23 protein-coding genes and 1 pseudogene are annotated in these 23,645 nt (G+C 65.0%); 17 read left to right on the top strand and 7 right to left on the bottom strand.

All coding sequences use genetic code 11. The features are described 5' to 3' along the window. Positions 1 to 134: 134 nt before the first annotated feature. On the bottom strand, positions 135 to 1,331 hold the full coding sequence (gene metC / locus K359_RS0137890; protein ID WP_029083898.1) for a cystathionine beta-lyase: 1,197 nt from the start codon (positions 1,329 to 1,331) through the stop codon (positions 135 to 137). A 324-nt stretch (positions 1,332 to 1,655) separates the two neighbouring features. Here metC and K359_RS0137895 point away from each other — a divergent pair, with 324 nt between their 5' ends. From K359_RS0137895 to K359_RS0137910, 4 genes are read left to right on the top strand one after another with little or no spacing between them, the layout of a single operon-like run. Continuing rightward, positions 1,656 to 2,672: an amino acid ABC transporter substrate-binding protein gene (locus K359_RS0137895; protein ID WP_029083899.1), complete on the top strand. Its 1,017-nt coding sequence runs from the start codon at positions 1,656 to 1,658 to the stop codon at positions 2,670 to 2,672. Positions 2,673 to 2,696: 24 nt separating this feature from the next. Next, positions 2,697 to 3,902, top strand: a complete 1,206-nt coding sequence (locus tag K359_RS0137900; RefSeq protein ID WP_029083900.1) for an amino acid ABC transporter permease — start codon at positions 2,697 to 2,699, stop codon at positions 3,900 to 3,902. Then, the gene (locus K359_RS0137905; RefSeq protein WP_029083901.1) at positions 3,899 to 5,419 is read left to right on the top strand and encodes an amino acid ABC transporter permease; all 1,521 of its coding nucleotides are present in this window, start codon (positions 3,899 to 3,901) and stop codon (positions 5,417 to 5,419) included. Before K359_RS0137900 ends, K359_RS0137905 begins: the two co-directional genes overlap by 4 nt. 12 nt (positions 5,420 to 5,431) lie before the next feature. Further along, the gene (locus tag K359_RS0137910; protein ID WP_029083902.1) at positions 5,432 to 6,172 is read left to right on the top strand and encodes an amino acid ABC transporter ATP-binding protein; all 741 of its coding nucleotides are present in this window, start codon (positions 5,432 to 5,434) and stop codon (positions 6,170 to 6,172) included. A 98-nt stretch (positions 6,173 to 6,270) separates the two neighbouring features. On the opposite strand, the gene K359_RS0137915 is transcribed toward K359_RS0137910, so the two are convergent. Together K359_RS0137915 and K359_RS61965 are read right to left on the bottom strand one after the other, a co-directional pair. Continuing rightward, entirely contained in the window at positions 6,271 to 7,305 is a 1,035-nt protein-coding gene (locus K359_RS0137915; protein ID WP_029083903.1) for a cysteine synthase A, read from the bottom strand. A 205-nt stretch (positions 7,306 to 7,510) separates the two neighbouring features. Then, the gene (locus tag K359_RS61965) at positions 7,511 to 7,708 is read right to left on the bottom strand and encodes a hypothetical protein (protein ID WP_156928870.1); all 198 of its coding nucleotides are present in this window, start codon (positions 7,706 to 7,708) and stop codon (positions 7,511 to 7,513) included. Positions 7,709 to 7,911: 203 nt separating this feature from the next. Here K359_RS61965 and K359_RS0137920 point away from each other — a divergent pair, with 203 nt between their 5' ends. From K359_RS0137920 to K359_RS0137940, 5 genes are read left to right on the top strand one after another with little or no spacing between them, the layout of a single operon-like run. Then, the gene (locus K359_RS0137920) at positions 7,912 to 9,390 is read left to right on the top strand and encodes an efflux transporter outer membrane subunit (protein WP_156928878.1); all 1,479 of its coding nucleotides are present in this window, start codon (positions 7,912 to 7,914) and stop codon (positions 9,388 to 9,390) included. Next, positions 9,380 to 10,876 (top strand): efflux RND transporter periplasmic adaptor subunit, encoded by a 1,497-nt coding sequence (locus K359_RS0137925; protein WP_029083905.1) that lies wholly within the window; start codon positions 9,380 to 9,382, stop codon positions 10,874 to 10,876. The genes K359_RS0137920 and K359_RS0137925 overlap by 11 nt, the downstream gene beginning before the upstream one ends. A gap of 48 nt (positions 10,877 to 10,924) precedes the next feature. Continuing rightward, positions 10,925 to 14,053 (top strand): efflux RND transporter permease subunit, encoded by a 3,129-nt coding sequence (locus K359_RS0137930; protein WP_029083906.1) that lies wholly within the window; start codon positions 10,925 to 10,927, stop codon positions 14,051 to 14,053. Then, a complete protein-coding gene (locus K359_RS0137935) occupies positions 14,050 to 17,154 on the top strand; it encodes an efflux RND transporter permease subunit (RefSeq protein ID WP_029083907.1) in 3,105 nt (1,034 codons plus the stop codon). The genes K359_RS0137930 and K359_RS0137935 overlap by 4 nt, the downstream gene beginning before the upstream one ends. 37 nt (positions 17,155 to 17,191) lie before the next feature. After that, on the top strand, positions 17,192 to 17,917 hold the full coding sequence (locus K359_RS0137940; protein ID WP_029083908.1) for a tRNA-uridine aminocarboxypropyltransferase: 726 nt from the start codon (positions 17,192 to 17,194) through the stop codon (positions 17,915 to 17,917). A gap of 582 nt (positions 17,918 to 18,499) precedes the next feature. On the opposite strand, the gene K359_RS0137945 is transcribed toward K359_RS0137940, so the two are convergent. From K359_RS0137945 to K359_RS54305, 3 genes are read right to left on the bottom strand one after another with little or no spacing between them, the layout of a single operon-like run. Next, complete coding sequence (locus K359_RS0137945; RefSeq protein WP_156928871.1) at positions 18,500 to 18,697, bottom strand: hypothetical protein; 198 nt, start codon at positions 18,695 to 18,697, stop codon at positions 18,500 to 18,502. A gap of 50 nt (positions 18,698 to 18,747) precedes the next feature. Further along, a complete protein-coding gene (locus tag K359_RS0137950; protein WP_156928872.1) occupies positions 18,748 to 20,043 on the bottom strand; it encodes a hypothetical protein in 1,296 nt (431 codons plus the stop codon). A 2-nt stretch (positions 20,044 to 20,045) separates the two neighbouring features. Beyond that, on the bottom strand, positions 20,046 to 20,300 hold the full coding sequence (locus K359_RS54305) for a hypothetical protein (protein ID WP_051346635.1): 255 nt from the start codon (positions 20,298 to 20,300) through the stop codon (positions 20,046 to 20,048). A 364-nt stretch (positions 20,301 to 20,664) separates the two neighbouring features. Here K359_RS54305 and K359_RS0137960 point away from each other — a divergent pair, with 364 nt between their 5' ends. Next, positions 20,665 to 21,255 (top strand): DUF4118 domain-containing protein, encoded by a 591-nt coding sequence (locus K359_RS0137960; RefSeq protein WP_156928873.1) that lies wholly within the window; start codon positions 20,665 to 20,667, stop codon positions 21,253 to 21,255. On the opposite strand, the gene K359_RS0137965 is transcribed toward K359_RS0137960, so the two are convergent. Continuing rightward, the gene (locus K359_RS0137965; RefSeq protein WP_156928874.1) at positions 21,200 to 21,538 is read right to left on the bottom strand and encodes a helix-turn-helix transcriptional regulator; all 339 of its coding nucleotides are present in this window, start codon (positions 21,536 to 21,538) and stop codon (positions 21,200 to 21,202) included. The genes K359_RS0137960 and K359_RS0137965 overlap by 56 nt on opposite strands. Before the next feature lie 87 nt (positions 21,539 to 21,625). On the opposite strand from K359_RS0137965, the gene K359_RS54310 reads away from it, so the two are divergent. From K359_RS54310 to K359_RS0137995, 7 genes and pseudogenes are all read left to right on the top strand, one after another. Further along, entirely contained in the window at positions 21,626 to 21,844 is a 219-nt protein-coding gene (locus tag K359_RS54310) for a hypothetical protein (protein WP_156928875.1), read from the top strand. A gap of 124 nt (positions 21,845 to 21,968) precedes the next feature. Then, positions 21,969 to 22,268: a hypothetical protein gene (locus K359_RS0137975; protein ID WP_029083913.1), complete on the top strand. Its 300-nt coding sequence runs from the start codon at positions 21,969 to 21,971 to the stop codon at positions 22,266 to 22,268. An 11-nt stretch (positions 22,269 to 22,279) separates the two neighbouring features. Continuing rightward, complete coding sequence (locus tag K359_RS61970; RefSeq protein WP_156928876.1) at positions 22,280 to 22,447, top strand: hypothetical protein; 168 nt, start codon at positions 22,280 to 22,282, stop codon at positions 22,445 to 22,447. Then, positions 22,444 to 22,689 (top strand): hypothetical protein, encoded by a 246-nt coding sequence (locus tag K359_RS54315; RefSeq protein ID WP_035977824.1) that lies wholly within the window; start codon positions 22,444 to 22,446, stop codon positions 22,687 to 22,689. The genes K359_RS61970 and K359_RS54315 overlap by 4 nt, the downstream gene beginning before the upstream one ends. After that, complete coding sequence (locus tag K359_RS0137985; RefSeq protein ID WP_029083914.1) at positions 22,686 to 22,952, top strand: DUF2312 domain-containing protein; 267 nt, start codon at positions 22,686 to 22,688, stop codon at positions 22,950 to 22,952. Before K359_RS54315 ends, K359_RS0137985 begins: the two co-directional genes overlap by 4 nt. After that, on the top strand, positions 22,952 to 23,434 hold the full coding sequence (locus tag K359_RS0137990; RefSeq protein WP_029083915.1) for an HNH endonuclease: 483 nt from the start codon (positions 22,952 to 22,954) through the stop codon (positions 23,432 to 23,434). The genes K359_RS0137985 and K359_RS0137990 overlap by 1 nt, the downstream gene beginning before the upstream one ends. Beyond that, positions 23,431 to 23,645: pseudogene (locus tag K359_RS0137995) on the top strand (hypothetical protein); the annotation flags it as partial. The gene K359_RS0137990 and the pseudogene K359_RS0137995, both read left to right, overlap by 4 nt.

Below are 23,645 nucleotides of genomic sequence, written 5' to 3' on the forward strand. Positions count from 1 at the left end.
TATCGGCGCCGTCACTTCTCCGCAGAATCCCGGAGATCGAGCGGGCTCAACGCGCGCGTCGTCGGTCGCAGCGCGGCGTCACGGCCGGTCGGTCGTGGTTAAATATCGTCTAACGCGCGAGGCGCGCGTCAGGATCAGAGCGCGGCCTTCAACGCCGCAAATCCGCGATCGAGATCCGACTTGAGGTCGTCGAGATTTTCCAGCCCGATGTGCAGCCGCAGTGCCGGCCCGCCCGGCGACCATTTGGTCGCGGTGCGATAGTCGCTGCAGTCGAACGGGATCGCGAGGCTCTCGAAGCCGCCCCAGGAAAAGCCCATGCCGAACAGCGTCAGCGAATTGAGCATCGCGTCGACCGCGCTCTGCGGCACAGGCTTGAGCACGATGCTGAACAGGCCGGAGGCGCCGGTGAAGTCGCGCTTCCAGATCGCGTGCCCCGGATCGGTCTCGAGGGCAGGGTGCAGCACGCGCTCGACCTCGGGCCGCGCCGCAAGCCAGCGCGCCATCTCGAGCCCGGAGCGGTGGTGCTGCGCAAGCCGCACCGAGAGCGTGCGGACACCGCGCAGCGCGAGATAGACGTCGTCAGGTCCGGCGCAGACGCCGAGCAGCCGGATCGCCTCCTGCACCAGCGGCCAGGCCTTCGCATTGGCCGCGATGGTGCCGAACATGATGTCGGAATGGCCGCCGACATATTTGGTGCCGGCCTGCATGCTGATGTCGACGCCCTGTTCGAGCGAGCGGTGATAGAGCGCCGTCGCCCAGGTGTTGTCGTCGATCACGAGCGCGCCGCGGGCGTGCGCGACGGCCGCTATCGCGCGCACATCGGGCATCTCGAAGGTTTGCGAGCCGGGTGCCTCGACCAGCACGGCGCGGGTGCTCGGCTTGAACAGCGTCTCGATGCCGGCGCCGATCAGCGGATCGAAATAGCTGGTCTCGATGCCGTAGCGCTTGAGCATATTGTCGCAGAAATTGCGGGTCGGCCGATAGGCGTTGTCGCACACCAGCAGATGATCGCCGGCCTTCAGCACGGCGAGCAGCGTGGTGCTGATGGCGGACAGTCCCGACGGGGCGAGGCCGACGCCGGCGCATTGCGGGCCTTCCAGTGCGATCAGCACGTCCTGCAGAGCCCGCGTCGTTGGGCTGCCGTGGCGGCCATAGGTAAATTCGGCGCGATGGGCGTGGAGGTCTTCAGCAGTCGGGTAGAGCACGGTCGAACCGTGAAAGACCGGCGGGTTGACGAAGCCCTTTTGGGCCTTGCTGTCGCGGCCGGCCGTGACGAGGCGGGTTGCGGCATGTTGCGGATGGGAGGGCTTGGAGCCGTCGGAGGAGGTCATGGATCGCTGCCATTAGACTTTTTGCCGAGGTCGTAACGCGTCGGGAGGACAGGGCTACGCCGGGAGGTGTTACTAACAGGACGCAGAAGACATGCGTCAACCCCTTGACCCGGCTCGTCAGTCGCTATGTGATGCGGCGCAACTACCAGTCGCCGCACGTTGAGGGGCCTGCCGCGACCTACGATCCGTTGCCTGACCGGTTTGGGCGCCAAAACTGCCGGTCAGATCAGGCATCTTTTGCTGCAAGGGATCATTGGGATGGCCCGTGAACGCGAGGCGATCACAAAGCAAACGTCCAACGGACGACCCTGAAAGGCCCTGCCCATGAAACGCGTATCCCTGGCTGTCATCCTAGCCGCTGCCGCCGCCCTGTCGGTCCAGGCGGCCTCGGCGCAAACCCTCAAGACGGTCAAGGACCGCGGTCAATTGTCCTGCGGCGTCAGCCAGGGTCTGCCTGGTTTTTCATCGCCCGACGACAAGGGCAACTGGACCGGGATCGATGTCGACGTCTGCCGGGCCATTGCGGCCGAAATCTTCGACGATCCGAGCAAGGTCAAGTTCGTGCCGCTGTCGGCCAAGGACCGCTTCACGGCGCTGCAATCCGGCGAGATCGACGTGCTGTCGCGCAACACCACCTGGACGGTGTCGCGCGATACCTCGCTGGGCGCCAATTTCACCGGCGTGACCTATTATGACGGGCAGGGCTTCATGGTGAAGAAGTCGCTCAAGGTCAATTCGGCGCTCGAGCTGAACAGCGCCTCTGTCTGCGTGCAGACCGGCACCACGACCGAGCAGAATCTCGCCGACTTCTTCAAGGGCAACAACATGAAGTACGAGGTGATCGCTTTCGGCACCATCGACGAGGCCGTCAAGGCATATGAATCCGGACGCTGCGACGTCTTCACCGACGACGCCTCCGGGCTCTATGCCAGCCGCCTGAAGCTCGCGAATGCCGCCGATCACATCGTACTTCCGGAGATCATTTCCAAGGAGCCGCTGGGGCCGATGGTGCGTCACGGCGACGACCAGTGGTTCGACATCGTGAAGTGGACGCTGTTTGCGATGATCAATGCCGAGGAACTCGGCATCACCCAGAAAAACGTCGACGCGATGCTGAAATCCGACAAGCCGGAAATGAAGCGGGTGCTCGGCACCGACGGCAATCTCGGCGAACAGCTCGGCCTCACCAAGGACTGGGTCGTGCGCATCGTCAAGGCGGTCGGCAATTACGGCGAAACCTTCGAGCGCAATGTCGGCACCGGCTCGCCGCTCGGCATCGCCCGCGGCGTCAACAATCTCTGGAACAAGGGCGGGATCCAGTACGCGCCGCCGATCCGCTGATCGGCCCAGCCAACGGCTGCCGCGATGAGCATCGCGCCCCGAAAACCACCGCTGCAATTTGCCCTCAGGCTGAAGCGTACGCTTGGCGGCAAGGCCGGCTGGAACGGGTTGGCCGCCCAGATCGGCTTCGCCGCGATCCTGGCCTGGATCGCCTATGAGATCGTGGCGAATGCACGCTTGAACCTGGAGACCCAGCACATTGCGTCGGGTTTCGGCTTCCTCAACTACAATGCGGGCTTTGACGTCAGTCAGAGCCTGATCGCCTACACAAATGCCGACACCTATTGGCGCGTGTTCTTCGTCGGCCTGTTGAACACGATCCTGGTCTCGGTGATCGGCATTGTCTTCGCAACCGTGATCGGCTTCATCGTGGCACTCTGCCGGTTGTCGCCGAACTGGCTGCTGTCGCGCATCGGCGGCATCTATGTCGAGATCATCCGAAACTTGCCGCTCCTGTTCCAGATCCTGTTCTGGTATCTCGCGGTGCTCGCCGCGCTGCCGGCGCCGCGGCAGAGCATCTCGGTCTTCAGTGCGTTCTTTCTCAACAACCGCGGCCTGATCGTGCCGCGACCGGTCAGCGAACCGGGGCTGGATCCGTTCCTGGCTGCACTCGCGGTCGGCATCATTGCGGCGCTGGGCTTGCGGCACTATGCGACGCGCGCTTTGTTCCAACGCGGGCAGATGATCCGGGTCGGACCCTATGTCGCGGGTTGTCTCGTCGGCCTGCCGCTGATCGCGATGCTGATCTTCGGCAGGCCGGTCACCTTCGAACTGCCGCAACTGAAAGGCTTCAACTTTGCTGGCGGGGCGCGGATCATCCCAGAATTCGTCGCGCTCACGGTGGCGCTGTCGACCTACACGGCGGCCTTCATCGCCGAGATCGTCCGCGCCGGCATCCTGTCGGTGCACAAGGGACAGATGGAGGCGGGCTCCTCGCTCGGCCTGAGCCGCAGTACGACGTTGCGGCTGATCGTGGTGCCGCAGGCGATGCGCGTCATCGTGCCGCCGCTGACCAGCCAGTACCTGAACCTCACCAAGAATTCGTCGCTCGCGGTCGCCATCGGCTATCCGGATCTGGTGTCGGTGTTCGCCGGCACGGCGGTGAGTCAGACCGGGCAGGCGATCGAGATCATCGCCATGACGATGGGCGTCTATCTGCTGCTTTCGCTGACGACGAGCACCATCATGAGCATCTACGGCTGGCGCATCAACCGGAGCCTGGCGACATGACGGATATGGCCGCGTCGTCCTTTGTCCGGCAGGATCTGGTCCCCGAGCGCCCCGCGCCGGCAAAGACCACCGGCTTCATCGGCTTGCTGCGTTCGCGGCTGCTGAGCTCGCCAGGCAATATCCTGCTCACGATCCTCGGATTGTTGCTGGTCTGGTACACGGTTATCCCGGCGTTCAGGTTCCTGCTGGTCGACGCGGTCTGGACCGGCAAGGACCGCACCGCGTGCCTCACTGAGAACGCCGGACACGTGGTCGGCGCCTGCTGGCCCTATATCCAGGCCAAGCTGGCGCAGCTGATCTATGGCTTCTATCCGGAAGCCCAGCGCTGGCGCGTCAATCTGACCTTCCTGCTCGCCGCACTACTGCTGCTGCCTCTGCTCGTTCCGCGACTGCCGGCCAAGGGGGTGAACTCCGGCCTGTTCTTCTTCGCCTTTCCGGCGGTGGCATTGTTCCTGCTGCATGGTGGCGGCATCGCCGGATTCGGCGTGAGCTGGACGGCCGGCCTGTTGCAGCTGTTCGACGAGAGCATTGGCGGCGCCGGGCTGCTCCTGGTCAATCTCAGCAAGACCTCGGCGATCGCCCCGTTGTTCTGGGTGCTCGGCAAGCTGATCGTCCTGATCGGCTTGCTGATCCATTGGTTGATCTATCCGCTGAGCTGGCTGCGCGACCAGATGCAGGCCTCGTCGCAACCGGTCTGGGTCGACTTTCTCGTCACCGCCGTGATCGTCTCCGCCGTTCTGTTCGTTCTCGGAGGTGGCATGCGGACCGGCCGCCGGGCGCTAATTGGCAGCCTCGTGACGTTCGCCGGGATCGCTGTCGTGATCAAGCTGATGGGGCTCGACCGCGGCGGCCTTCCGATCGTCGATACGCGGCTGTGGGGTGGCCTTCTGGTGACGCTGGTGATTGCCATCACCGGCATCGTCGCCTCGATGCCGATCGGAATCGCGCTGGCGCTCGGCCGTCGGTCGAGCATTCCGCTGATCCGGATCTTCTCGATCACCTTCATCGAATTCTGGCGCGGCGTGCCGCTGATCACGGTGCTGTTCTTCGCGACCTACATGCTGCCGCTGTTTGTGCCGGGCAATTTCGCCGTCGACGGCCTGATGCGCGCGCTGATCGGGGTCGCGCTGTTCACCGGCGCCTATCTGGCCGAGGTGATCAGGGGCGGCCTGGCGGCCGTGCCGCGTGGGCAGCCGGAAGCCGCCTCCGCGCTCGGCCTGTCGTGGTGGAAGACGACCTCGCTGATCGTGTTGCCGCAGGCGCTGCGCTACGTGATCCCCGGCATCGTCAACACCTTCATCGGGCTGTTCAAGGATACCTCGCTGGTATCGATCGTCGCGCTGTTCGATCTGTTGGGCTCATTGCGGGCGTCGTTCGCCGATCCGGTCTGGACCACGCCGACGACCGCATTCACCGGCTTCGCCTTCGCCGGCCTCATCTACTTCGTGTTCTGCTTTGGAATGTCGCGCTACTCGCTGTCCGTCGAAAATCGGCTCAACGCCCACCGCCGCCACTGAACAAGGGTCACCATGTCCACAACCCCGATCGTCAACATTTCCACGCTCAACAAATGGTACGGCGACTTCCACGTGTTGCGTGACATCAACCTCGAGGTCGGCAAGGGCGAGCGCATCGTGATCTGCGGCCCGTCCGGCTCGGGCAAGTCGACGCTGATCCGCTGCATCAACGCGCTGGAGGAATTCCAGGAGGGCGAGATCGTGGTCGACGGCATCGAGCTCGGCCCGAACCTGCGCCGCGTCGACGAGGTTCGCCGCGAAGTCGGCATGGTGTTCCAGAGCTTCAACCTGTTTCCGCATCTCACCGTGCTCGACAATTGCACGCTGGCGCCGATCTGGGTGCGCAACATCCCGAAGAAGGATGCCGAGGCGGCCGCGATGAAGTTCCTCGAGCGGGTCAAGATTCCGCACCAGGCCAACAAGTTTCCCGGCCAGATGTCCGGCGGTCAGCAGCAGCGCGTCGCGATCGCCCGCGCGCTGACCATGAACCCGAAGGTGATGCTGTTCGACGAGCCGACCTCGGCGCTCGACCCGGAGATGGTCAAGGAGGTGCTCGACACCATGGTCGATCTCGCCAGGGAGGGCATGACCATGCTGGTCGTGACCCACGAGATGGGCTTTGCCCGGGAGGTGGCCAACCGCGTCGTGTTCATGGACGCCGGCCAGATCATCGAGTCGAACACGCCGCAGGAGTTCTTCGCCAACCCGCAGCACGCGCGGTCGAAGCTGTTCTTGAGCCAAATCTTGCGGTGATTGTTTCGGTCATTCCGGGTTCGATGCTTACGCATCGCCCCCGGAATCTCGAGATTCCGGGTTCGGTCCTGCGGACCGCCCGGGAATGACGTCGCCTGCTACACAAGCGGCAGCTCGATCTTGCTGCGCTTTTCCAGCCATTCCGGGACCGGCAGATTCTTCGAACGCATGAAGGCCGGGTTGAACAGTTTGGACTGATAGCGGTTGCCGGAGTCGCAGAGAATGGTGACGATGGTCTTGCCCGGGCCGAGCTGCTTGGCGAGCTGGATCGCGCCGGCGATGTTGATGCCGGTCGAGCCGCCGAGGCACAGGCCTTCGTGCTCCAGCAACTCGTAGATGATGGTCACGGCTTCCTCGTCGGAGATCAGGAATGCGGTGTCGACGTTCGCCGTCTCGACCACAGGCGTGACGCGTCCGAGCCCGATGCCTTCCGTGATCGAGTCGCCCGGCGTCGATTTGACCTGTCCATTCTTGAACAGTTCGTACATCCCGAAGCCGTGCGGATCGGCACAGGCGGTGACGATGGCCGGGTTCTTTTCCTTCAGGTAGCGGCTGATGCCAGCTAGCGTGCCGCCGGTGCCGACCGAGCAGACGAAGCCATCCACCTTGCCGTCGGTCTGCTGCCAGATTTCCGGTCCGGTCGAGTCGTAATGCGCCTTGGGATTGTCGAGGTTGTTCCACTGGTCGGCGAACAGCACGCCGTTCGGTTCGGTCTTGCGAAGCTGTTCGGCGAGACGCCTGCCCAGATGCTGGTAGTTGTTCGGGTTGGAGAACGGCAGCGCCGGCGCCTCGACGAGCTCGGCGCCGCACAGCCGCAGCATGTCCTTCTTTTCCTGGCTCTGCGTCTCCGGAATGACGATCAGCGTGCGATAGCCGCGCGCACTCGCCACGACCGCAAGGCCGATGCCGGTATTGCCCGCGGTCGACTCGACCACCAGGCCGCCCGGTTTCAGCGTGCCGCGCTTCTCGGCTTCCAGGATCATCCATTTGCCGGCGCGGTCCTTCACCGACTGGCCGGGGTTCATGAACTCGGCCTTGCCCAGAATGGTGCAGCCGGTCAGTTCGGATGCGCGCTTCAGCTTGATGAGCGGCGTGTTGCCGATCGCTTCGATGACGTCTTTGTTGAATACCATGTCGGGGAATTTCTTTGCCGGTCTGTGTCTTGCTTGCCGCGAACCTAGTGTGCTGATCGAAAAAGGGAAGGGCTTTTGCACTGCGGCAAATGGCGGGCCCAACACGCTTTGCCGCGCGGGCGCGGATATCACGGGCATCGGGAGAACGGCGTTTTGCGGCGGTCGGGACGCCCAGCAGAATCGTCCTGCGATCCGCGGTTTTGCGTCAGTTGCGCACGGCAGATCCGATCAAAACCCGACGGCGCGGGGCGCGATACTGCGAGATCGGCGTTGCTCCGGCACATCCTTGCGGATTCGGCGCAACAGGGCTGAGAAATCCCCATGAAATCTTTGTAAGAATCGTGACTTCCGGCACGGCTCCGAAATGTGCGGAAATGCCATAAAAATAGAGGAAAGTCGGCATTCGGGGTGGCCCCGAATCGCCTGCCATGCGACGTCGCGCGATCGTGACGGGGCTGTGCGCCCCATCGTCCCAAGGGTAGGATGGGACAGTCAGGTACCATTGGAAGCATGACCCGTGAACGTCACCCAGATCATCGCTGAACGCGCCATTCGTGCGCCGCGGGCGAAGGCTGGCTGCGGCGGAGAACGGGTGTGACCCAGTCCATGTCCGTCACGGTGCCTGGAGGCCGGTTTGGCCTCGCCGTCCGCGCGCGACGGCTCGCGACCCGGTCGCTCCTCGCGCTTGGCCTGGTTGCGGGCTCGGCCGGCTGCATCCTGACCCAGGACATCCCCGATCCGGCGCTCGACGTCCCGCAGGGCTACAAGGCCGCGCGCCTCGGCCGGCCAGGGGACGCGCTGCCGACGCTCGACTGGTGGCGCGGCTTCCGCTCCAAGGAGCTGACACAGCTGATGGAGGAGGCGCAGACCGTCAATCTCGACATCGCCGCGGCAGTCGCGCGATTCCGCCAGGCCGACGCGCTGGCGCGGCAGGCCGGCGCGGCGCTTTTGCCGACCCTCAATCTCAACGGATCGGAAACCTACTCCCGCACCTCCGGCTCCAGCGCCAGTGGCCTCACCAATGGCGGGCGCGAGGTGGTGAATTATAGCGCCTCGCTGAGCGCCAGCTACCAGCTCGACTTCTGGGGCCAGAACCGCGACGCCGCGCAAGCGGCGGAGGAGACCGCCGTCGCCAACCGGTTCGACCGCGAGGTGGTGGCGCTGACCACGCTGGCGAGCGTCGCCAACGCCTATTTCACGGTGCTCGCCAGCCAGGACCGGCTGCGCACGGCACAGCGCAACATCGCCAGCGCCGAGCGCATCCTCAACGCGATCAAGGAGCGCTTCAAGGCCGGCACCGGTTCCGACCTCGACGTCGCGCAGCAGGAAACTGTGCTCGCCAACCAGCGCGCGCTGGTGCCGCCACTGCGGCAGACGCTCGACCAGAGCATCAACGCGCTCGCGGTGCTGGTGTCGCGGCCGCCGGAAAGCGTGCGCGTCATCGGCGGCTCGCTCAACGCAGTCGGGATTCCGCGCGTCACGCCGGGATTGCCGTCGGAATTGCTGACCCAGCGTCCCGACATCCGCAGGCAGGAGGCGCAACTCGCATCCGCCACCGCCAATGTCGGCAGCGCGCGGGCGCAGTTCTTTCCAAGCATCCAGCTGACCGGGCAGGGTGGCTATCAGAGCCAGGCGCTGGTCTCGCTATTCCAACCGCATGCGGCGTTCTTCAACCTGGTCGGCGGCATGACCCAGCCGATCTTCGATGGCGGCCGGATCCTCGGCAATTTCGAGTACACCCAGGCCAAGCAGGACGAGCTGCTGCAAACCTATCGCAAGACGGTGGTTCAGTCGTTCACCGACGTCGACAATGCGCTGGTTGCCATACGCGAGACCACGCGGCGGTTGCAGCTGCAGCGCGACGTGCTGTCGTCTTCGCGGCGCGCCTTCGACCTCGCCGAGCAGCAGCTCAAGGCCGGCACTGCCGACATCGTAACTGTGCTAAACACGCAGCTGACTCTGTTTCAGGCGGAAGATGCTTATTCCCAGGCCCAGCTGGCCCGGCTATTGGCGATCGTGAGTCTGTACCAGGCATTGGGGGGCGGCTGGGAACCGAAGATGGAAAGACCGGTCGATGCTCTTTAAGCCCGACTCGACGGACGATGAGAAAAGGACGGCGCCGCGCAAGCGGGGCCTCCTCTCGCGCCTGCTCGGGCGCATGGTGTCGCTGCTCATCACGCTTGTGATCCTGGGCGGGCTCGGCTATCTCGGCTGGCTCGCCTTCCAGCCCAAGCAAAACGGTGGCGGCGGGCGCGGCGCCAACGGGCGGCCCGATTTGCCGGTGCCGGTGCTTGCGGCGACGCCGCATGTGCAGGACGTGCCGGTCTATCTCGACGGCGTCGGCTCGGTGAAGGCGCTGAACACGGTCACGGTGCGCTCGCAGGTCGACGGCAAGCTGCTCAAGGTGAATTTCGTCGAGGGCCAGGACGTCAAGAAGGACGACGTGCTGGGCGAGATCGATCCCGCGATCTATCAGGCGCAGTACGACCAGGCCGTCGCCAAGAAGGCACAGGACGTAGCCCTGCATGCCAACCAGAAGCTCGACCTCGCGCGCTATGAACAGCTCGCCGCCAGCAATGCCGGCTCCAAGCAGCAGGCCGACACGCAGCGCGCGCTGGTGGCGCAGCAGGAAGCGCTGATCAAGGCCGACCAGGCCGCGATCGACAATACGGGCGCGACGCTGGGCTACACCAAGATCGTCGCGCCGATCTCCGGCCGCGCCGGCCTGCGCCAGGTCGACCAGGGCAACATCATCCACGCCTCCGACACCATCGGGCTCGTGATCCTGACCCAGCTGCAGCCGATCGCGGTGTGGTTCAGCCTGCCGCAGCAGCAGATCATGCGGGTGAACGCCGCCGCGGCGAAGGGCCAGCTTGCGGTCGACGTGTTCGGCAATGACGGCGTCACCGTGATCGACACCGGCAAGCTGACCGGCATCGACAACCAGGTCGATCCGACCACCGGCACGCTGAAGCTGAAGGCCGAATTCCCCAACGCCAGCTACCAGCTGTGGCCCGGCCAGTTCGTCAATGTGCGTCTCAAGGTCGAGACGCTGCCGCAGGCCATCGTGGTGCCGACCTCGGCGGTGCAGCGCGGTCCTGCCGGCACGTTCAGTTACGTGATCGGCGAGGGCGACATTGTCACCGCCAAGCCGGTCACGGTCACCCAGCAGAACGAGCATGAAGCGGTCATCGCGAACGGCCTGACCACATCGGACCGCGTCGTGACGACGGGGTTTGCCAATCTCGCCGATGGCGCGAAGGTCGTGGTCGGCAAGGATGACGCGGCGCCGACCGCCGATCTCGCGCCGCGCAAGCGCAGCCGCAATCCTGACGGCAAGCGCGGCGGCCAAGGTGGAGCGCAAGGCGGCACGCAGGGAGGCGGAGCGCAAGGCGAAGCTCCGGGCAAGGATCAGGGCAAGGACGGCAAGAAGGACTGGCAAGGCAAGAACGGCGAGCATCGCGGCCGGCACGAGCACGGCGAAGGCGATCAGAAGGGGCAGGCCGGACCGGCGCCTGCGCCGGCAGCAGGGGGCGAACAGTCGGGCGGCGCACCGAAGGCGCAGCCATGACCGGCATCCTGACCTCGTAATGTCCGACCTTACAGCGAGTACGCAACCATGAGCGTCTCCGAACCGTTCATCCGCCGGCCGATCGCCACCTCGCTGCTCGGCATCGCGCTGATGATCGGCGGCGCGCTCGGCTACTGGGCGCTGCCGGTCTCCGCGCTGCCGCAGGTCGACTTCCCGACCGTGCAGGTGTCGACGCAATTGCCCGGCGCGAGCCCCGACGTGGTGGCCTCGCTGATCACGGCGCCGCTGGAGCGGCAGCTCGGCCAGATTCCGTCGCTGTCGTCGATGAACTCGACGAGCTCGTTCGGCGTCAGCCAGATCTCGCTGCAATTCGATCTCAACCGCGACATCGACGGCGCCACCCAGGACGTCCAGGCCGCGATCAATGCCGCCGCCGGCATCCTGCCGAAGACGCTGCCGTATCCGCCTGTTTACGCCAAGGTGAACCCGGCGGATGCGCCGGTCATGACCTTGGCGCTGACCTCGGAGACGACCTCGCTGCGGGCGATGAGTGATCTCGCTGACACCATCCTCGGGCAACGGCTGAGCCAGATTTCCGGCGTGGGCAGGGTCTCGATCCTCGGCGGCCTGAAGCCGGCGGTGCGCGTGCAGGCCGATCTGGCCCGGCTGGCGGCCTACGGCATCGCGATGGAGGATCTGCGCAACGCAATCGCCGGCGCCAACGTGTCGGGGCCGAAGGGATCGCTCGACGGCGCGCAGCAATCCTACACCATCGCCGCCAACGACCAGATCGCGGCTGCCGACGCCTACCGGCCGATCATCATCGCCTATCGCAACGGCTCGCCGGTCACGATCGGCGACGTCGCCCAGATCGTCGACGGGCTGGAGAACGACCGCACCGGCGGCTGGTACCAGGGCACGCCGGCCGTCATCATCGACATCCAGCGCCAGCCGGGCGCCAACGTTATCGACGTCGTCAAGCAGATCCGCGCCGAGATCCCGCGGCTGCAGCGGTCGGTCCCGGCCGGCGTCAAGCTGACCATCGTCTCCGACCGCACCGTGACGATCCGCGCCTCGGTCCACGACGTGCAGTTCACGCTGATCCTGAGCGTGGTGCTGGTAACGCTGGTGGTGCTGTTGTTCCTGCGGTCGCTGCGCGCGACCCTGATCGCCGGCGTCGCGCTGCCGCTGTCGCTGATCACGAGCTTCGGCGTCATGTATTTCGCAGGCTTCAGCCTCGACAATCTGTCGCTGATGGCGCTGACCATCGGAACCGGCTTCGTGGTCGACGACGCCATCGTGATGATCGAGAACATCGTCCGCCACATGGAAAACGGCGAGACCGTGATGGAGGCCTCGCTGAAGGGCGCCAGCGAGATCGGCTTCACCGTGATCTCGCTGACGGTGTCGCTGATCGCGGTGTTCATCCCGCTGCTGTTCATGTCCGGCCTGGTCGGTCGCATGTTCCGCGAATTCGCGCTGACCTTGACGATCGCTGTCGTGACCTCGGCGATCGTCTCGCTGACGCTGACGCCGATGATGTGCTCGCGGCTGCTCAAGAACATTCATGAGGAGATGGCGGTCCCGGGCCTCGCCGCAGTCAGCCGCTTCATCGACCGGATGGTGGAGTTCTACCATCGCACCCTGCTCTGGGTGCTGCAGCGCCAGCGCGCGACATTGCTGGTGACGTTCGCGACGATCGCGCTGACCCTGATCATGTATGTGCTGGCGCCGAAGGGTTTCCTGCCGCTGCAGGACACCTCCTCGATCACGGCGGTGACCGAGGCGGGGCCCGACGTCTCGTTTGCCGAGATGCAGCGGCGGCAGACCGCGGTCTCCGACCTCATCAAGGCCGATCCTGATGTGGTCGGCGTGGTCTCGGTGATCGGCTCGGGCTCGGTCAATCCGACCACCAATGTCGGCCGGCTGGTGATGACGCTGAAGCCGCTCGACGAGCGGCGGGATGGCGTCGTCAAGGTGATCGAGCGCCTCAAGCAGAGGGTCGCGACGGTGCCCGGCATGACCGTCTACTTCCAGCCGGTGCAGGACGTGCAGATCTCGACGCAATCGAGCCGCTCGCAATACCAGTACACTCTGACCGCGACGGATGCCGCCGAAGTCTCGCAATGGGCGCAGAAACTGGTGGCCGAGATGCGGCGCGACCCGATCTTCCGCGACGTCTCGTCGGAGGCGCAGGAGGGCGGCTTGCGCGCGGCGCTCGACGTCAATCGCCAGCGCGCCGGCCAGCTCGGCGTCAATCTGCAGGGCGTCACCGACACGCTGAACGATGCCTTCGCGCAGCGGCAGATCTCGACGATCTACGGCCAGGCCAACCAGTACCGCGTGGTGCTCGAGGCGCTGCCGATGTACCAGCGCGACCCGTCGATCCTCGACAAGCTCTATCTGCCCGGCGCCGCCGGCGCGCAGGTGCCCCTGTCGGCGGTGGCAACCCTGATCCGCACCACGGCGCCGCTCGCGATCTCGCACCAGGCGCAATTCCCGTCGGTCTCGCTCAGCTTCAACCTTGCGCCGGGCGAGGCGCTCGGCGACGCGGTCGAGGCGGTGAAGGCGATCGAGACCCGGATCGGGATGCCCGGCAGCATCGTCGGCATCTATTCCGGCGACGCCGCCGAATTCGCCCGCTCGCTTGCCGGCCAGCCCTGGCTGATCCTGGCCGCGATCATCACGATCTACATCGTGCTCGGGGTGCTCTACGAGAGCTACATCCACCCGATCACCATCCTGTCGACGCTGCCCTCGGCCGGCGTCGGCGCCATCCTCGCCCTGATGCTGTGCGGGCAGGACCTCTCGGTGATCGGCCTGATCGGCATCATCCTGTTGATGGGCATCGTCAAGAAGAACGCGATCATGATGATCGACTTCGCGCTCGAGGCCGAGCGTCACAAGGGCATGTCGTCCTATGACGCCATCGTGCAGGCCTGCCTGCTGCGCTTCCGCCCGATCATGATGACGACGCTGGCGGCGCTGTTCGGCGCGCTGCCGCTTGCGATCGAGAGCGGCACCGGCGCCGAGCTGCGCTTTCCGCTCGGCATCTCGATCATCGGCGGCCTGTTGCTGAGCCAGCTGCTGACGCTCTACACCACGCCGGTGATCTATCTCGCGCTCGACCGGCTCAACCGCCGGATCGAGCGGGCCGTGCCGGAGGCTGGTCCCAGCGGGCCGCCGATCGCGGGCGCCACCGAGGGCATGCAGTGATCTCGATCTCCGAGCCCTTCATTCGCAGGCCGGTGGGCACCACGCTGCTTGCGATCGGGCTGTTTTTGGTCGGGATCGTCGCCTACCAGTTCCTGCCGGTGTCGTCGGTGCCGAATGTCGACTTCCCGACCATCCGGGTGTCGGCGTCGAGGCCCGGGGCCGATCCGTCGGTGATGGCCGCGACCGTCGCCGCGCCGCTGGAGCGCAAGCTCGGCACCATCTCGGGCGTCGACCAGATCACCTCGACCAGCTCGCTCGGCACCACCAGCATCCAGGTGCAGTTCTCGATCGGCCGCAACATCGACCGCGCCGCGCGCGACGTGCAGGCCGCGATCAACGCCTCGCTCGCCGATCTGCCGAGCGACCTGCCGTCGCTGCCGAAATTCCGCAAGGCCAATCCGGCCGCGGCGCCGGTGTTCGTGCTGGCACTGACCTCGCAGACGATCTCGACCAGCGCGATGTACGACGTCGCCGATACCGTACTGGCGCAGCGCATCTCGCAGGTGCCGGGGGTCGGCGAGGTGACGGTCAGCGGCGCCGACCAGCCGGCGGTGCGCATCGCGCTCAATCCGGTGTCGCTGGCCAACGCCGGGATCGCGACCGACGACGTCCGGCTCGCGATCATCAATGCCAATCCACTCGGCCCCGTCGGTATCTTCAATGGCGACCGGCTGAGCGAGACGCTGTCGATCAACAAGCAGATGCGCACCGCGGCCGAATTCCGCGACATCGTCATCAAGAGCTCGAACGGCAATTTCGTCCGCCTCTCTGATGTCGCCGAGGTCGAGGACTCCGTCCGCAACTCGCGCTCGATCGCCTGGTTCAACAAGCAGCCGGCCGTGCTGATCCAGATCACCAAGCAGGGTGACGCCAACGTCATCGACACCGTCGACAATGTTCGCAAGCTGCTGCCGGAACTGAAGCAATGGATCCCGGCCGGGGTCGAGATCTCGACGCTGGTCGACCGCACCGGAACCATCCGCGCCAGCGTCGAGGACATGCAGTTCACACTGCTGGCGACTATCGTGCTCGTGATGGTCGTGGTGTTCGTGTTCCTGCGCCGCCTGGTGCCGACGATCGCCGCCGGCGTCTCGGTTCCGCTGGCGCTGGCCGGCACCTGCGCCGGGATGTGGCTCGCCGGATTTTCGATCGACAATCTGTCGCTGATGGCGCTCGCGATCTCGGTCGGCTTCGTGGTCGACGACGCCATCGTCATGATCGAGAACATGTACCGCAATCTCGAGCAGGGCATGGCGCCGTATCCGGCCGCGGTCGAGGGCGCCAAGCAGATCGGCTTCACGGTGCTGTCGATCTCGCTGTCGCTGGTCGCGGCCTTCACGCCGCTGATCTTCATGGACGGGATTGTCGGCCGGCTGCTGCGGGAATTCTCGCTGACGCTGGTGTTTGCGATCGCGGTCTCGACCGTGGTGTCGCTGACGGTCACGCCGATGATCTGCGCGCACTACATCAAGGAGGCGACCTCGGATCACGCCACCTGGTACGACCGCGCCATCGAAGGCACGCTGTCCCGGGTCGTGGCGTTCTATGCCCGGACGCTGCGGAGTGTGCTCGGATACCCCTGGCTGACGATGGTGGTGTTCACCGCCACTGTCGCGCTGACGGTGGTGCTCTACGTCAAGACACCGAAGGCTTATTTCCCGACCGACGACAGCGGCTTTGTCATCGGCTCGACGCGGGCCTCAGCGGATATCTCGTTCCAGGCGATGCTCTTGCTGCAACAGCGGCTCGCCGACATCGTGATGGCCGATCCCGCAGTCGCCGGCATCGGCTCGTCGGTCGGCTCCGGCGGCGGCCCGGGCGGCGCCACCTCCAACCGCGGCACGATGTTCATCAGCCTGAAGCCGCCGGAGGAGCGAGGCGGGCTTTCGACCACGCAGGTGATCGACCGGCTGCGCCGCAATTTGTTCATGGTGCCGGGCATCCGCCTGTTCATGTTCGCCGCCCAGGATATCCGCACCGGCGGCCGGCAGAGCGATTCCGACTACCAGTACACGCTCGCCTCGACCGATCTCGATTTGTTGCAGAAATGGGCGCCGATCGTCGCCAAGCGTATGGAGACGGTGGAGAGCATCACCGACGTCTCCTCCGACCGCGATCCAGGCGGCCTGCAGCTCAACCTCGTGATCGACCGCAAGACCGCTTCCAGCCTCGGCGTCCGCGTGCAGGACATCGACAACGCGCTCAACAACGCCTTCTCGCAGCGGCAGATCTCGTACATCTACACCCAGCGCAACCAGTACATGGTGGTGCTCGAGATCGATCCGAGATTCCAGAGCGACCCGTCGAACCTCGATCGCATCTATGTCGCCGGCGCCAATGACGTGCAGGTGCCACTGTCGGCGCTGGTGCACTACGAGCGTGGTCTGTCGGCACTCGCGGTGTTTCACTCCGGCGGCTTCCCCTCGACCACGGTGTCGTTCAACCTGCTGCCGGACGTGCCGCTGGAGGTCGCGACCACCAATATCCAGCGGGCGGTCAACGAGCTGCATATGCCGGAAGGCATCCGCGGCAGCTTTGACGGCAATGCCGGCGACTTCAACAAGACCAGCGGGCGACAGCCGCTTTTGATTCTTGGCGCGCTGGTCGCGATGTATATCGTGCTCGGCGTGCTCTATGAGAGCCTGGCCCATCCGATCACGATCATCTCGACCTTGCCGTCGGCTGGCCTCGGTGCCTTGCTGGCGCTGCAGGTGACCAACACGCCGCTGACGGTGATCGCCTTCGTCGGCATCATCCTGTTGATCGGCATCGTCAAGAAGAACGGCATCATGATGGTCGACTTCGCGCTCGAGGCCGAGCGGCATCAGGGCCTGTCGTCGCGGGATGCGATCTTCGAGGCCTGCCGGGCGCGGTTCCGCCCCATCCTGATGACGACGATGGCGGCGCTGTTCGCCGGCATTCCGCTTGTCATTGCGACCGGTCCGGGCACCGAGCTGCGCCGGCCGCTCGGCATCACCATCATCGGCGGCCTGTTCGTGTCGCAGATCCTGACCCTCTACACCACGCCCGTGATCTATCTCCTGATCGACCGCCTGCGCCGGCGCCCGGCGCCGTCGGGCGTGCACGCGCCGGCGGAATAGGTTGAACTGAACGGCTCCGCGCGCGTATAGCGAAGCGATGTCCGAACCGACCGAAGCAAAGACCGAGATTGCCGCCGAGATCCCGGATTGCCCGCATTGCGGCAAGCCGATGCCGCTCTGCATCTGCGACAGCGTCACGCCGATCGAAAGCCGCATCCAGCTATTGATCCTGCAGCATCCGCAGGAGCAGGACAGGGCGCTCGGTACCGCCCGGCTGACGGCGCGGCATTTCAAGAACGCCGTGGTCCGGATCGGGCTGTCCTGGCCGAGCCTGTCAAAGGCGCTCGGTCGGCCGGTAGCCGATCCGTCGCGCTGGGCCGTGCTGTATCTCGGGTCGGCCAAGGTCGAGGATCTCGATACCGATGCCGAGATCGTCGCGATCAACCGCAAGGGCGAGCTTGAGCCGCATCAGCGCGCCGTCCTGTCGGACATCGAGGGCATCGTGCTGCTTGACGGCACCTGGAGCCAGGCCAAGGCGCTGTGGTGGCGCAATGCCTGGATGTTGAAGTGCCAGCGGGTGATTCTCGGACCGAAACGGCCCTCGCGCTACGGCCAGCTGCGCCGGGAACCGCGGCGCGACGGCCTTGCGACCATCGAGGCGGCCGCGCTTCTGCTGGCGGGGCTGGAGAAGCGGCCGGATATTGCCGCAACGTTGTCAGGTAGTTTCGAGCGGATGCTGGCAAAATTCCACGAAGTACAGGCGGAAATGCCGGAATTGGCCCCAAAACCGAAGAAACGGGATTTCCGCAAGCGCCGACGCTAGCTTCCAGCTTGGTTGCCTATCTGAGAGAGGGCGTATATGAAGCGCCGCGTGGGGCCACGTGGCGGAGTGGTGACGCAACGGTCTGCAAAGCAGATGGGTTTGCAAGCAATTTCAACGCCAAGTTCTGAAAACGGGCGGTTTTTGCCTCATTGATCTTGCTGGATTATTTTCGAGTTTCAGAACTCAAGAACGGCCGCGGCTCAAGAACGGTTATAAGCCGACTACCTTTTTCGCAAAGTCGACCGGCTTGAAATTCAGCGGGTCGCATCCTGCGCCGACCGCCATCGCGGGAAAGGCGAACGTCCCATTGGTTATGTACGACCGACGACCGGAGCGAGATTAGATCGAGTTCAGCTTGGATGGCCGCGTGATGTTCGATTCCCTGCCAAATATGCATGTTGGGAATCAACCGGCCCTCCAAACGAACCTATGTTCCGAACCGCGTGGGTCCAGTCATTTCAGCGATCAGATCGCGGCGTGGAAGTTGTGCTACATTGTCAGAGATCGGCTTCTCCTCGGCGCAACCGCCATACGGGGCGCACATGATGGCGGTCTGGCATTCGCTCATCGTTCGGCGGCAAATCATCTAACTAACCCTCCTAGACGCCGAAGGATCTTGCGCTCCCGGCGCGCACGGCGCTCCGGGGTGATGTGGATCACCTGGGCGGGGCCGAGCACGACCGTGCGGATAGTAAGGGTGACGTTTGGCCTCGTCAGTTCATCGCAAACCGACGCCACGAATTGCAAAGGCGCGAACGCTAAATCAATGAAAAATAACATTTTTGATCTCCTCGGCATTAAAACTATAAAAACTAGGTTGCGTTCCTCGGTCATGACCGCTTGCGCGATGCCGGCGCCTCGATCGCCGGCGTCGACTCCGCCCCAGCGTCCATTGACGCCCGGTGCGCATAGCGCTTCCGCGTCGCCGCCAGGGCCCGTTTCTCGGTCCGTTTCGCATAGCCCTCATAAGCCTTCGACTTGTGCCCTGACAGCGCGCGGCCCTGGCCATCGGTCAGCTCGGCTTCCTCGAGCTCGGTCATGCCGCCGTGCCGGCAGGCGTCCAGCGTGAAGGTGTCGGGCAGCCCGAGCGCCTCGCGCAGCTTGCGCACGTGGCGGGCCATGGTATGGATGTCCCAGGTGGTCGCAACGTGCTTCGGCGTGCGGCCGGGCTTCATGATCAGGCCGGTGGCGAGCTTCGGCAGCTTCGCCAGCACCTGCTCGGCCTCTTCGTAGAACAGCACCTGCTCGCCCTCAACGGCCTCCTCGAGCGGGTGCAACACCATCTCGCCGGTCTTGTGGTGCTCGATCCGGATCTGGTTGGGGTGTGACTGCCCGCGGTACCCGGTCCATGTGACATAGCCCGCCAGCACGTTCTCAGGCCGCTGCAGCCATTCGAAGCAGATCACGGCTGCAGCGGCGGGCTGAACCTGACCGAGCCCTATGGCACCCCAGGCGAAGGCGTAGACGTCCTCTCGGGACACGGCCGGCTTGGTGGCGTGCTTCCGCTTCTCCATCGCGACGCCGTCCCACGGATTCCATGCGGGGCCGTCGATGAACATCGCCGGATGCAACCGCTGCACGGCGCGCCAGGCGTGCCGGCATAGGACCACGACCTTCTCGGCCGAGCGCGGCCGCTCCGACTTGCCCTTGCGCACCGGCGTGGTGCGGATCTTCTCGTAAAGCTTGTCGGCGACCACCGGCGTGATCGACGTGACCATACGGTCGCCGACCCGGATTCCGGACGCGCCGACGAGATCGGCGAGCAGATCCATCGTGATCTCGTAGTCCGGCGCGGTGCGCTTGGAGACACGGTTCTTCCAGTCGGTCGAGGTCTTGTAGGTCCTGAACAGCCAGTCGACGGTGCCGGCGCGGATCTCGACCTTTGGCTTCGGCGGCTCGCCAAGCCGTATCCGGTCCCAGTCGTCGAACAGGCCATTCAGGACGGCCGCACGGCCGCCGGCGCCGTCCTTGCCGCAGGCAGCCTCGTAATCGTCGCCGAGTGCCGTCTCGTGCTCCCCGTGCAGGGTGCAGCCCTGGCGGCGGTAATGGGTCGGCAGCGTCCAGTAGTAGCGGGTGCGGCCTTTGACCTGCTTGGTCAGCACGAAACGGGGCAGGGGGCGGCTCACGGTCAGAAATCCGCCGCGACGTCCGCCGCGGTTTCGTTTGCGCAAGGCTGGCCTGCTTGGGCCATTGCCCTGTCCAGCTCCGCTGTCAGCCATATCTGACGCCGTCCTCTCTTGATCGCGGGCTGCGGGTAGGTTCCCGCTTTCACCTCACGCAAGAAAGACTCAACCGAGATCTCGCCGCAATAGCCGGCGGCCATGGCGGCCGGCTGGCGCGGGGGATAAACGCCGGGGAGGAGGGCCGCGGGGCGATGGGTCATGCGAAATACTCGATGCCGTCTGGCGTCTGCCAGTGCTCCCGAAAGCGCCGCATGCCCGCCTCAACGGCGATGCCGGCGCGGTAATGAATCGTGGAAGGGGCTCCGTTTCGCGCGATGCGTGCGCGGGGCGGAATTGCAACAGGTTGAGGAGCCGCGCCGCTTGAATCTTCTGGTTGCATAGGGGCGGCTGTGACCTTGTCACTCAATCCACACCCGTAAATTTGCGGTGTAGGCATCCGGTTGATTGTCCCACTAGAAACATTCGCGTTCCCGGCTCGAATGCCGGGAGCCATGGATAATCACAAAACGTGAATATTTGCAACGCCAGCATTAACGGCGTGTGAATGCCAGTGGAAAAACAACAATGAAAACACTTATGTCGAGCCGCCCGCGGTCATCGGAGGCAAACCGTCACCTTGCTTTGCAGCTCGCGATCCAGTTGCCTTCTGATTCTGCCGAGGATGCGCGGCAGGTCGTCGACGAGCTCGCTGTCCTGCTCGAGGGTTACATGACGGCGCCGGGGCCTCGGCCGCTATGGGAGCGGCAGGTCATGGCGCTGGATCCGCCATACCGCGCCGGGCTGGCGCTGTTCTGGACCGTGGCGCTGTTCCTGCTGGTGATGCCGGTCGCTATGGCGCTCGTTTCGCTGGTGGGTATCCAGGCGGTTGAGATCCCACTGATGGCGCCGCTGGCGGCCGGCTGTTCGATGGTGTTCGGCCGGCGCTATGGCGTCCTGGTCGGCGTCCTGGCCGGCGTCGCGCATAATCTGCTGATCGTGCCGCCGGCGCTCGAGCTATCTATTCCGACAGCGCGCGAGCTCGTCTTTGGTGGTTGCTATGCCGTCGCGGCGATCGTGGTGCCGACCATTGCCAGGCACTCGGCGGCATTGCGCGCGGCGGCTATGAGCGCTTGCGTGCGGCTCGCTCCAGCGCCTGGATCGCCGTCGCCAGGTTGACCGGGACGTCGTTTGCCATGCCGCGATAGATCCAATTGAGGCCGACGCCGGTCGCCTTGCAGACCTTGAGGGCGGCGTCGATCGTGATGCGCCGCCCGCCGACCTCATAGTTATTCCACTGCGGCCCATCGATCCCAACCAGGCGGCACCAAGCCGCCTGGTTTAGCTTCATGGCTTCACGCGTCCGCTTGAGGCGATGCGCAACTGCCTCGGTGTTCTCGGGATTTTGGTCTGCTGCTTTGGCCGCCATAACGAGCGGCAATGTCGCTGATGCTGCCAACATTTACCATTTACCGAATGTGAACCGTTTGGAGCTTCACAATCTGTGAAGTATGTTCCGGGCGGCATGAATGATTCGCGGTTCAAAAAATTGAGCAGTGCAAGGGAAGTCGTCGACGCGGTCGGCGGCACCTTCAGGGCTGCTGCTCTCGCAGGTTGCAAACCGCCGGCGATTTCCAACGCGATCGCCCGCGGCTGCCTGCCTTCCACGACATTTCTGATTTTCGGGGCCGAGCTCGCGGAGCGCGGCCTGACGGCGCCGCCGGAGCTCTGGGGCATCCGGCCGGCGCCGCGTCGCAAGCGTCACTAACGGTTTTTCGCGCAGGGGCAACATGGGGCGAGAGGCTACACAAGTTCCGGCCGGGAACGCAAAAAAGCGGACCGGCCAACAGGCCGGGACAAACCGGCCAGCTGGCCGGACGATCGCGCCGGCGATGCAGGTTTTCCGCAGGCTTTTCCCGCATCAGACCGCGGCCGAGCTCGCGATCCGAACCGGCGCCGAGATCCGTCATTGCGAGCGCTGCCTCGCCGGCGATCGGGATCTCGGCAGCGCCTTCCAAGCCAAGCTGCTGCAGTCCGACGTCGGCGACAAGATCCTCGACGCGATCATGGGCGAGGCGCGGCCGGCCTGGTGGGTCGGATTCAAAAAACAGCTCGAGCTCTCGAAACTGGTCAAGGCGCAGGCCGAGCTCGGCCGGCAGATCGAATCCATGCAGCGCGGCATGGCGGATTAGTGGGGCAATCCATGGAGCAAAACACCCTCGCTGGCGTCGACGTCAACGATCTGCGTTTTCTCGTCATGATGGGGTGCGTCCTGCTCGCCGCCGCGTTCGCCGCGGTCGGCGCCGCGATGCAGCCTTTCCTGGATCGCCGCCGCAACGCCGGCGCCGGTTTCCGCTGGGTGCGTCGATGAGCGGAAAGTCAGCCGTCCGCGCCGTTCGCGCCGTGCTGTTCGGTCTCGAGCGCAATCGCATCATGGGCGCGATCCGTCTGCCGATCGTCGCCGACGACGACGTCCCGCAGCTCGTCATGCTCGACGGCGAGCCGTTCCTGCGCATGCCGACGCCGCCGGCGTGGGAGCGAAAAGACGTCGTCTGTTACGCGCAGACGCGGCCGTTCCGCGTCGACGGCGGCCTGCTCGAGGCGATCGCATGACCAAGAACCCAGCCGCAGAAACTCGCGCGACGACGATCGCAAAAGACCAGCTGAAATCGATCGTTGAGCGCGTCGAGCGGCTGATCGAGGAGAAAAAGACGATCTCCGACGACATCAGCGACGTCTATGCCGAGGCCAAGGGCAACGGTTTCGACGTCAAGGCGCTCCGCGCAATCGTCAAGCTGCGCAAGCTCGATCCGATCGAGCGCGAGGCCGAGGAGGCGATCCTCGAGACCTACATGCAGGCGTTGGGAATGCTTTGATGCACGGCTGTTTCGCAAAGACGCGCGAGGAGCTCGAGGCATCGGCGGACCTGGTCGACCTGACAGGCACGCCATGGCGGCGGATCTGGCTATCGGCGCGCGAGCCGATCTGGACGCTGGTCGACGCCGTCGATTACGCCTGGCTGTCGGAAAAGATCTGGAACGTCTGGCACGCCGGCCGCGGCGACTGGATGCGCTACGCGAAGCGCAACGTTGACGTCTCGCGGGCGACCGTCCGCATGCATCGCGAGATCATGGTCCTCGCCGAGCCGCGAGACGAGGCTTACCTGCGCTCGCATTTCGTCGACCATATCAACGGTCAGACGCTCGACAACCGCCGCGCAAATCTGCGCTGGGCAACCAAGCAAGAAAACGCAGCCAACCGCCGCAGGCGCGGCTCGGCGCCGTCGCTCGAGGACATCGTCCGCGAGCTCGTCGCCGGCCTGCCGCCGCAGCCTCAACTCGAGGAGATCCCGTTTTGACCGAGCTCGTTCGCTATGAGGCCGCGCGCAAGGCGCTGGCCGAGGCCGTCGCGGTCGACGAGGTCCAGGAGATCCGCAGCCAGGCCGAGGCAATGCGCCACTACGCGCGCCAGGCGAAGGATCGCGACCTCGAGATCCAGGCGGCGCAGCTGCGTTTCCGCGCCGAGCGGCGCCTCGGCGAGATGATCGTCGCGCAAAAGGAAACGGTCGG

Origin of the sequence: Bradyrhizobium sp. th-b2 (assembly GCF_000426785.1) — a bacterium.
GTDB lineage: Bacteria > Pseudomonadota > Alphaproteobacteria > Rhizobiales > Xanthobacteraceae > Bradyrhizobium > Bradyrhizobium septentrionale.

Bases quoted from the DNA above. Each gene is read 5' to 3' on its own strand.
- metC (WP_029083898.1), bottom strand. From the start codon at position 1,331: ATGACCTCCTCCGACGGCTCCAAGCCCTCCCATCCGCAACATGCCGCA.
- K359_RS0137895 (WP_029083899.1), top strand. From the start codon at position 1,656: ATGAAACGCGTATCCCTGGCTGTCATCCTAGCCGCTGCCGCCGCCCTG.
- K359_RS0137900 (WP_029083900.1), top strand. From the start codon at position 2,697: ATGAGCATCGCGCCCCGAAAACCACCGCTGCAATTTGCCCTCAGGCTG.
- K359_RS0137905 (WP_029083901.1), top strand. From the start codon at position 3,899: ATGACGGATATGGCCGCGTCGTCCTTTGTCCGGCAGGATCTGGTCCCC.
- K359_RS0137910 (WP_029083902.1), top strand. From the start codon at position 5,432: ATGTCCACAACCCCGATCGTCAACATTTCCACGCTCAACAAATGGTAC.
- K359_RS0137915 (WP_029083903.1), bottom strand. From the start codon at position 7,305: ATGGTATTCAACAAAGACGTCATCGAAGCGATCGGCAACACGCCGCTC.
- K359_RS61965 (WP_156928870.1), bottom strand. From the start codon at position 7,708: ATGCCGACTTTCCTCTATTTTTATGGCATTTCCGCACATTTCGGAGCC.
- K359_RS0137920 (WP_156928878.1), top strand. From the start codon at position 7,912: ATGTCCGTCACGGTGCCTGGAGGCCGGTTTGGCCTCGCCGTCCGCGCG.
- K359_RS0137925 (WP_029083905.1), top strand. From the start codon at position 9,380: ATGCTCTTTAAGCCCGACTCGACGGACGATGAGAAAAGGACGGCGCCG.
- K359_RS0137930 (WP_029083906.1), top strand. From the start codon at position 10,925: ATGAGCGTCTCCGAACCGTTCATCCGCCGGCCGATCGCCACCTCGCTG.
- K359_RS0137940 (WP_029083908.1), top strand. From the start codon at position 17,192: ATGTCCGAACCGACCGAAGCAAAGACCGAGATTGCCGCCGAGATCCCG.
- K359_RS0137945 (WP_156928871.1), bottom strand. From the start codon at position 18,697: ATGTTATTTTTCATTGATTTAGCGTTCGCGCCTTTGCAATTCGTGGCG.
- K359_RS54305 (WP_051346635.1), bottom strand. From the start codon at position 20,300: ATGACCCATCGCCCCGCGGCCCTCCTCCCCGGCGTTTATCCCCCGCGC.
- K359_RS0137960 (WP_156928873.1), top strand. From the start codon at position 20,665: ATGAAAACACTTATGTCGAGCCGCCCGCGGTCATCGGAGGCAAACCGT.
- K359_RS0137965 (WP_156928874.1), bottom strand. From the start codon at position 21,538: ATGTTGGCAGCATCAGCGACATTGCCGCTCGTTATGGCGGCCAAAGCA.
- K359_RS0137975 (WP_029083913.1), top strand. From the start codon at position 21,969: ATGCAGGTTTTCCGCAGGCTTTTCCCGCATCAGACCGCGGCCGAGCTC.
- K359_RS61970 (WP_156928876.1), top strand. From the start codon at position 22,280: ATGGAGCAAAACACCCTCGCTGGCGTCGACGTCAACGATCTGCGTTTT.
- K359_RS54315 (WP_035977824.1), top strand. From the start codon at position 22,444: ATGAGCGGAAAGTCAGCCGTCCGCGCCGTTCGCGCCGTGCTGTTCGGT.
- K359_RS0137985 (WP_029083914.1), top strand. From the start codon at position 22,686: ATGACCAAGAACCCAGCCGCAGAAACTCGCGCGACGACGATCGCAAAA.
- K359_RS0137990 (WP_029083915.1), top strand. From the start codon at position 22,952: ATGCACGGCTGTTTCGCAAAGACGCGCGAGGAGCTCGAGGCATCGGCG.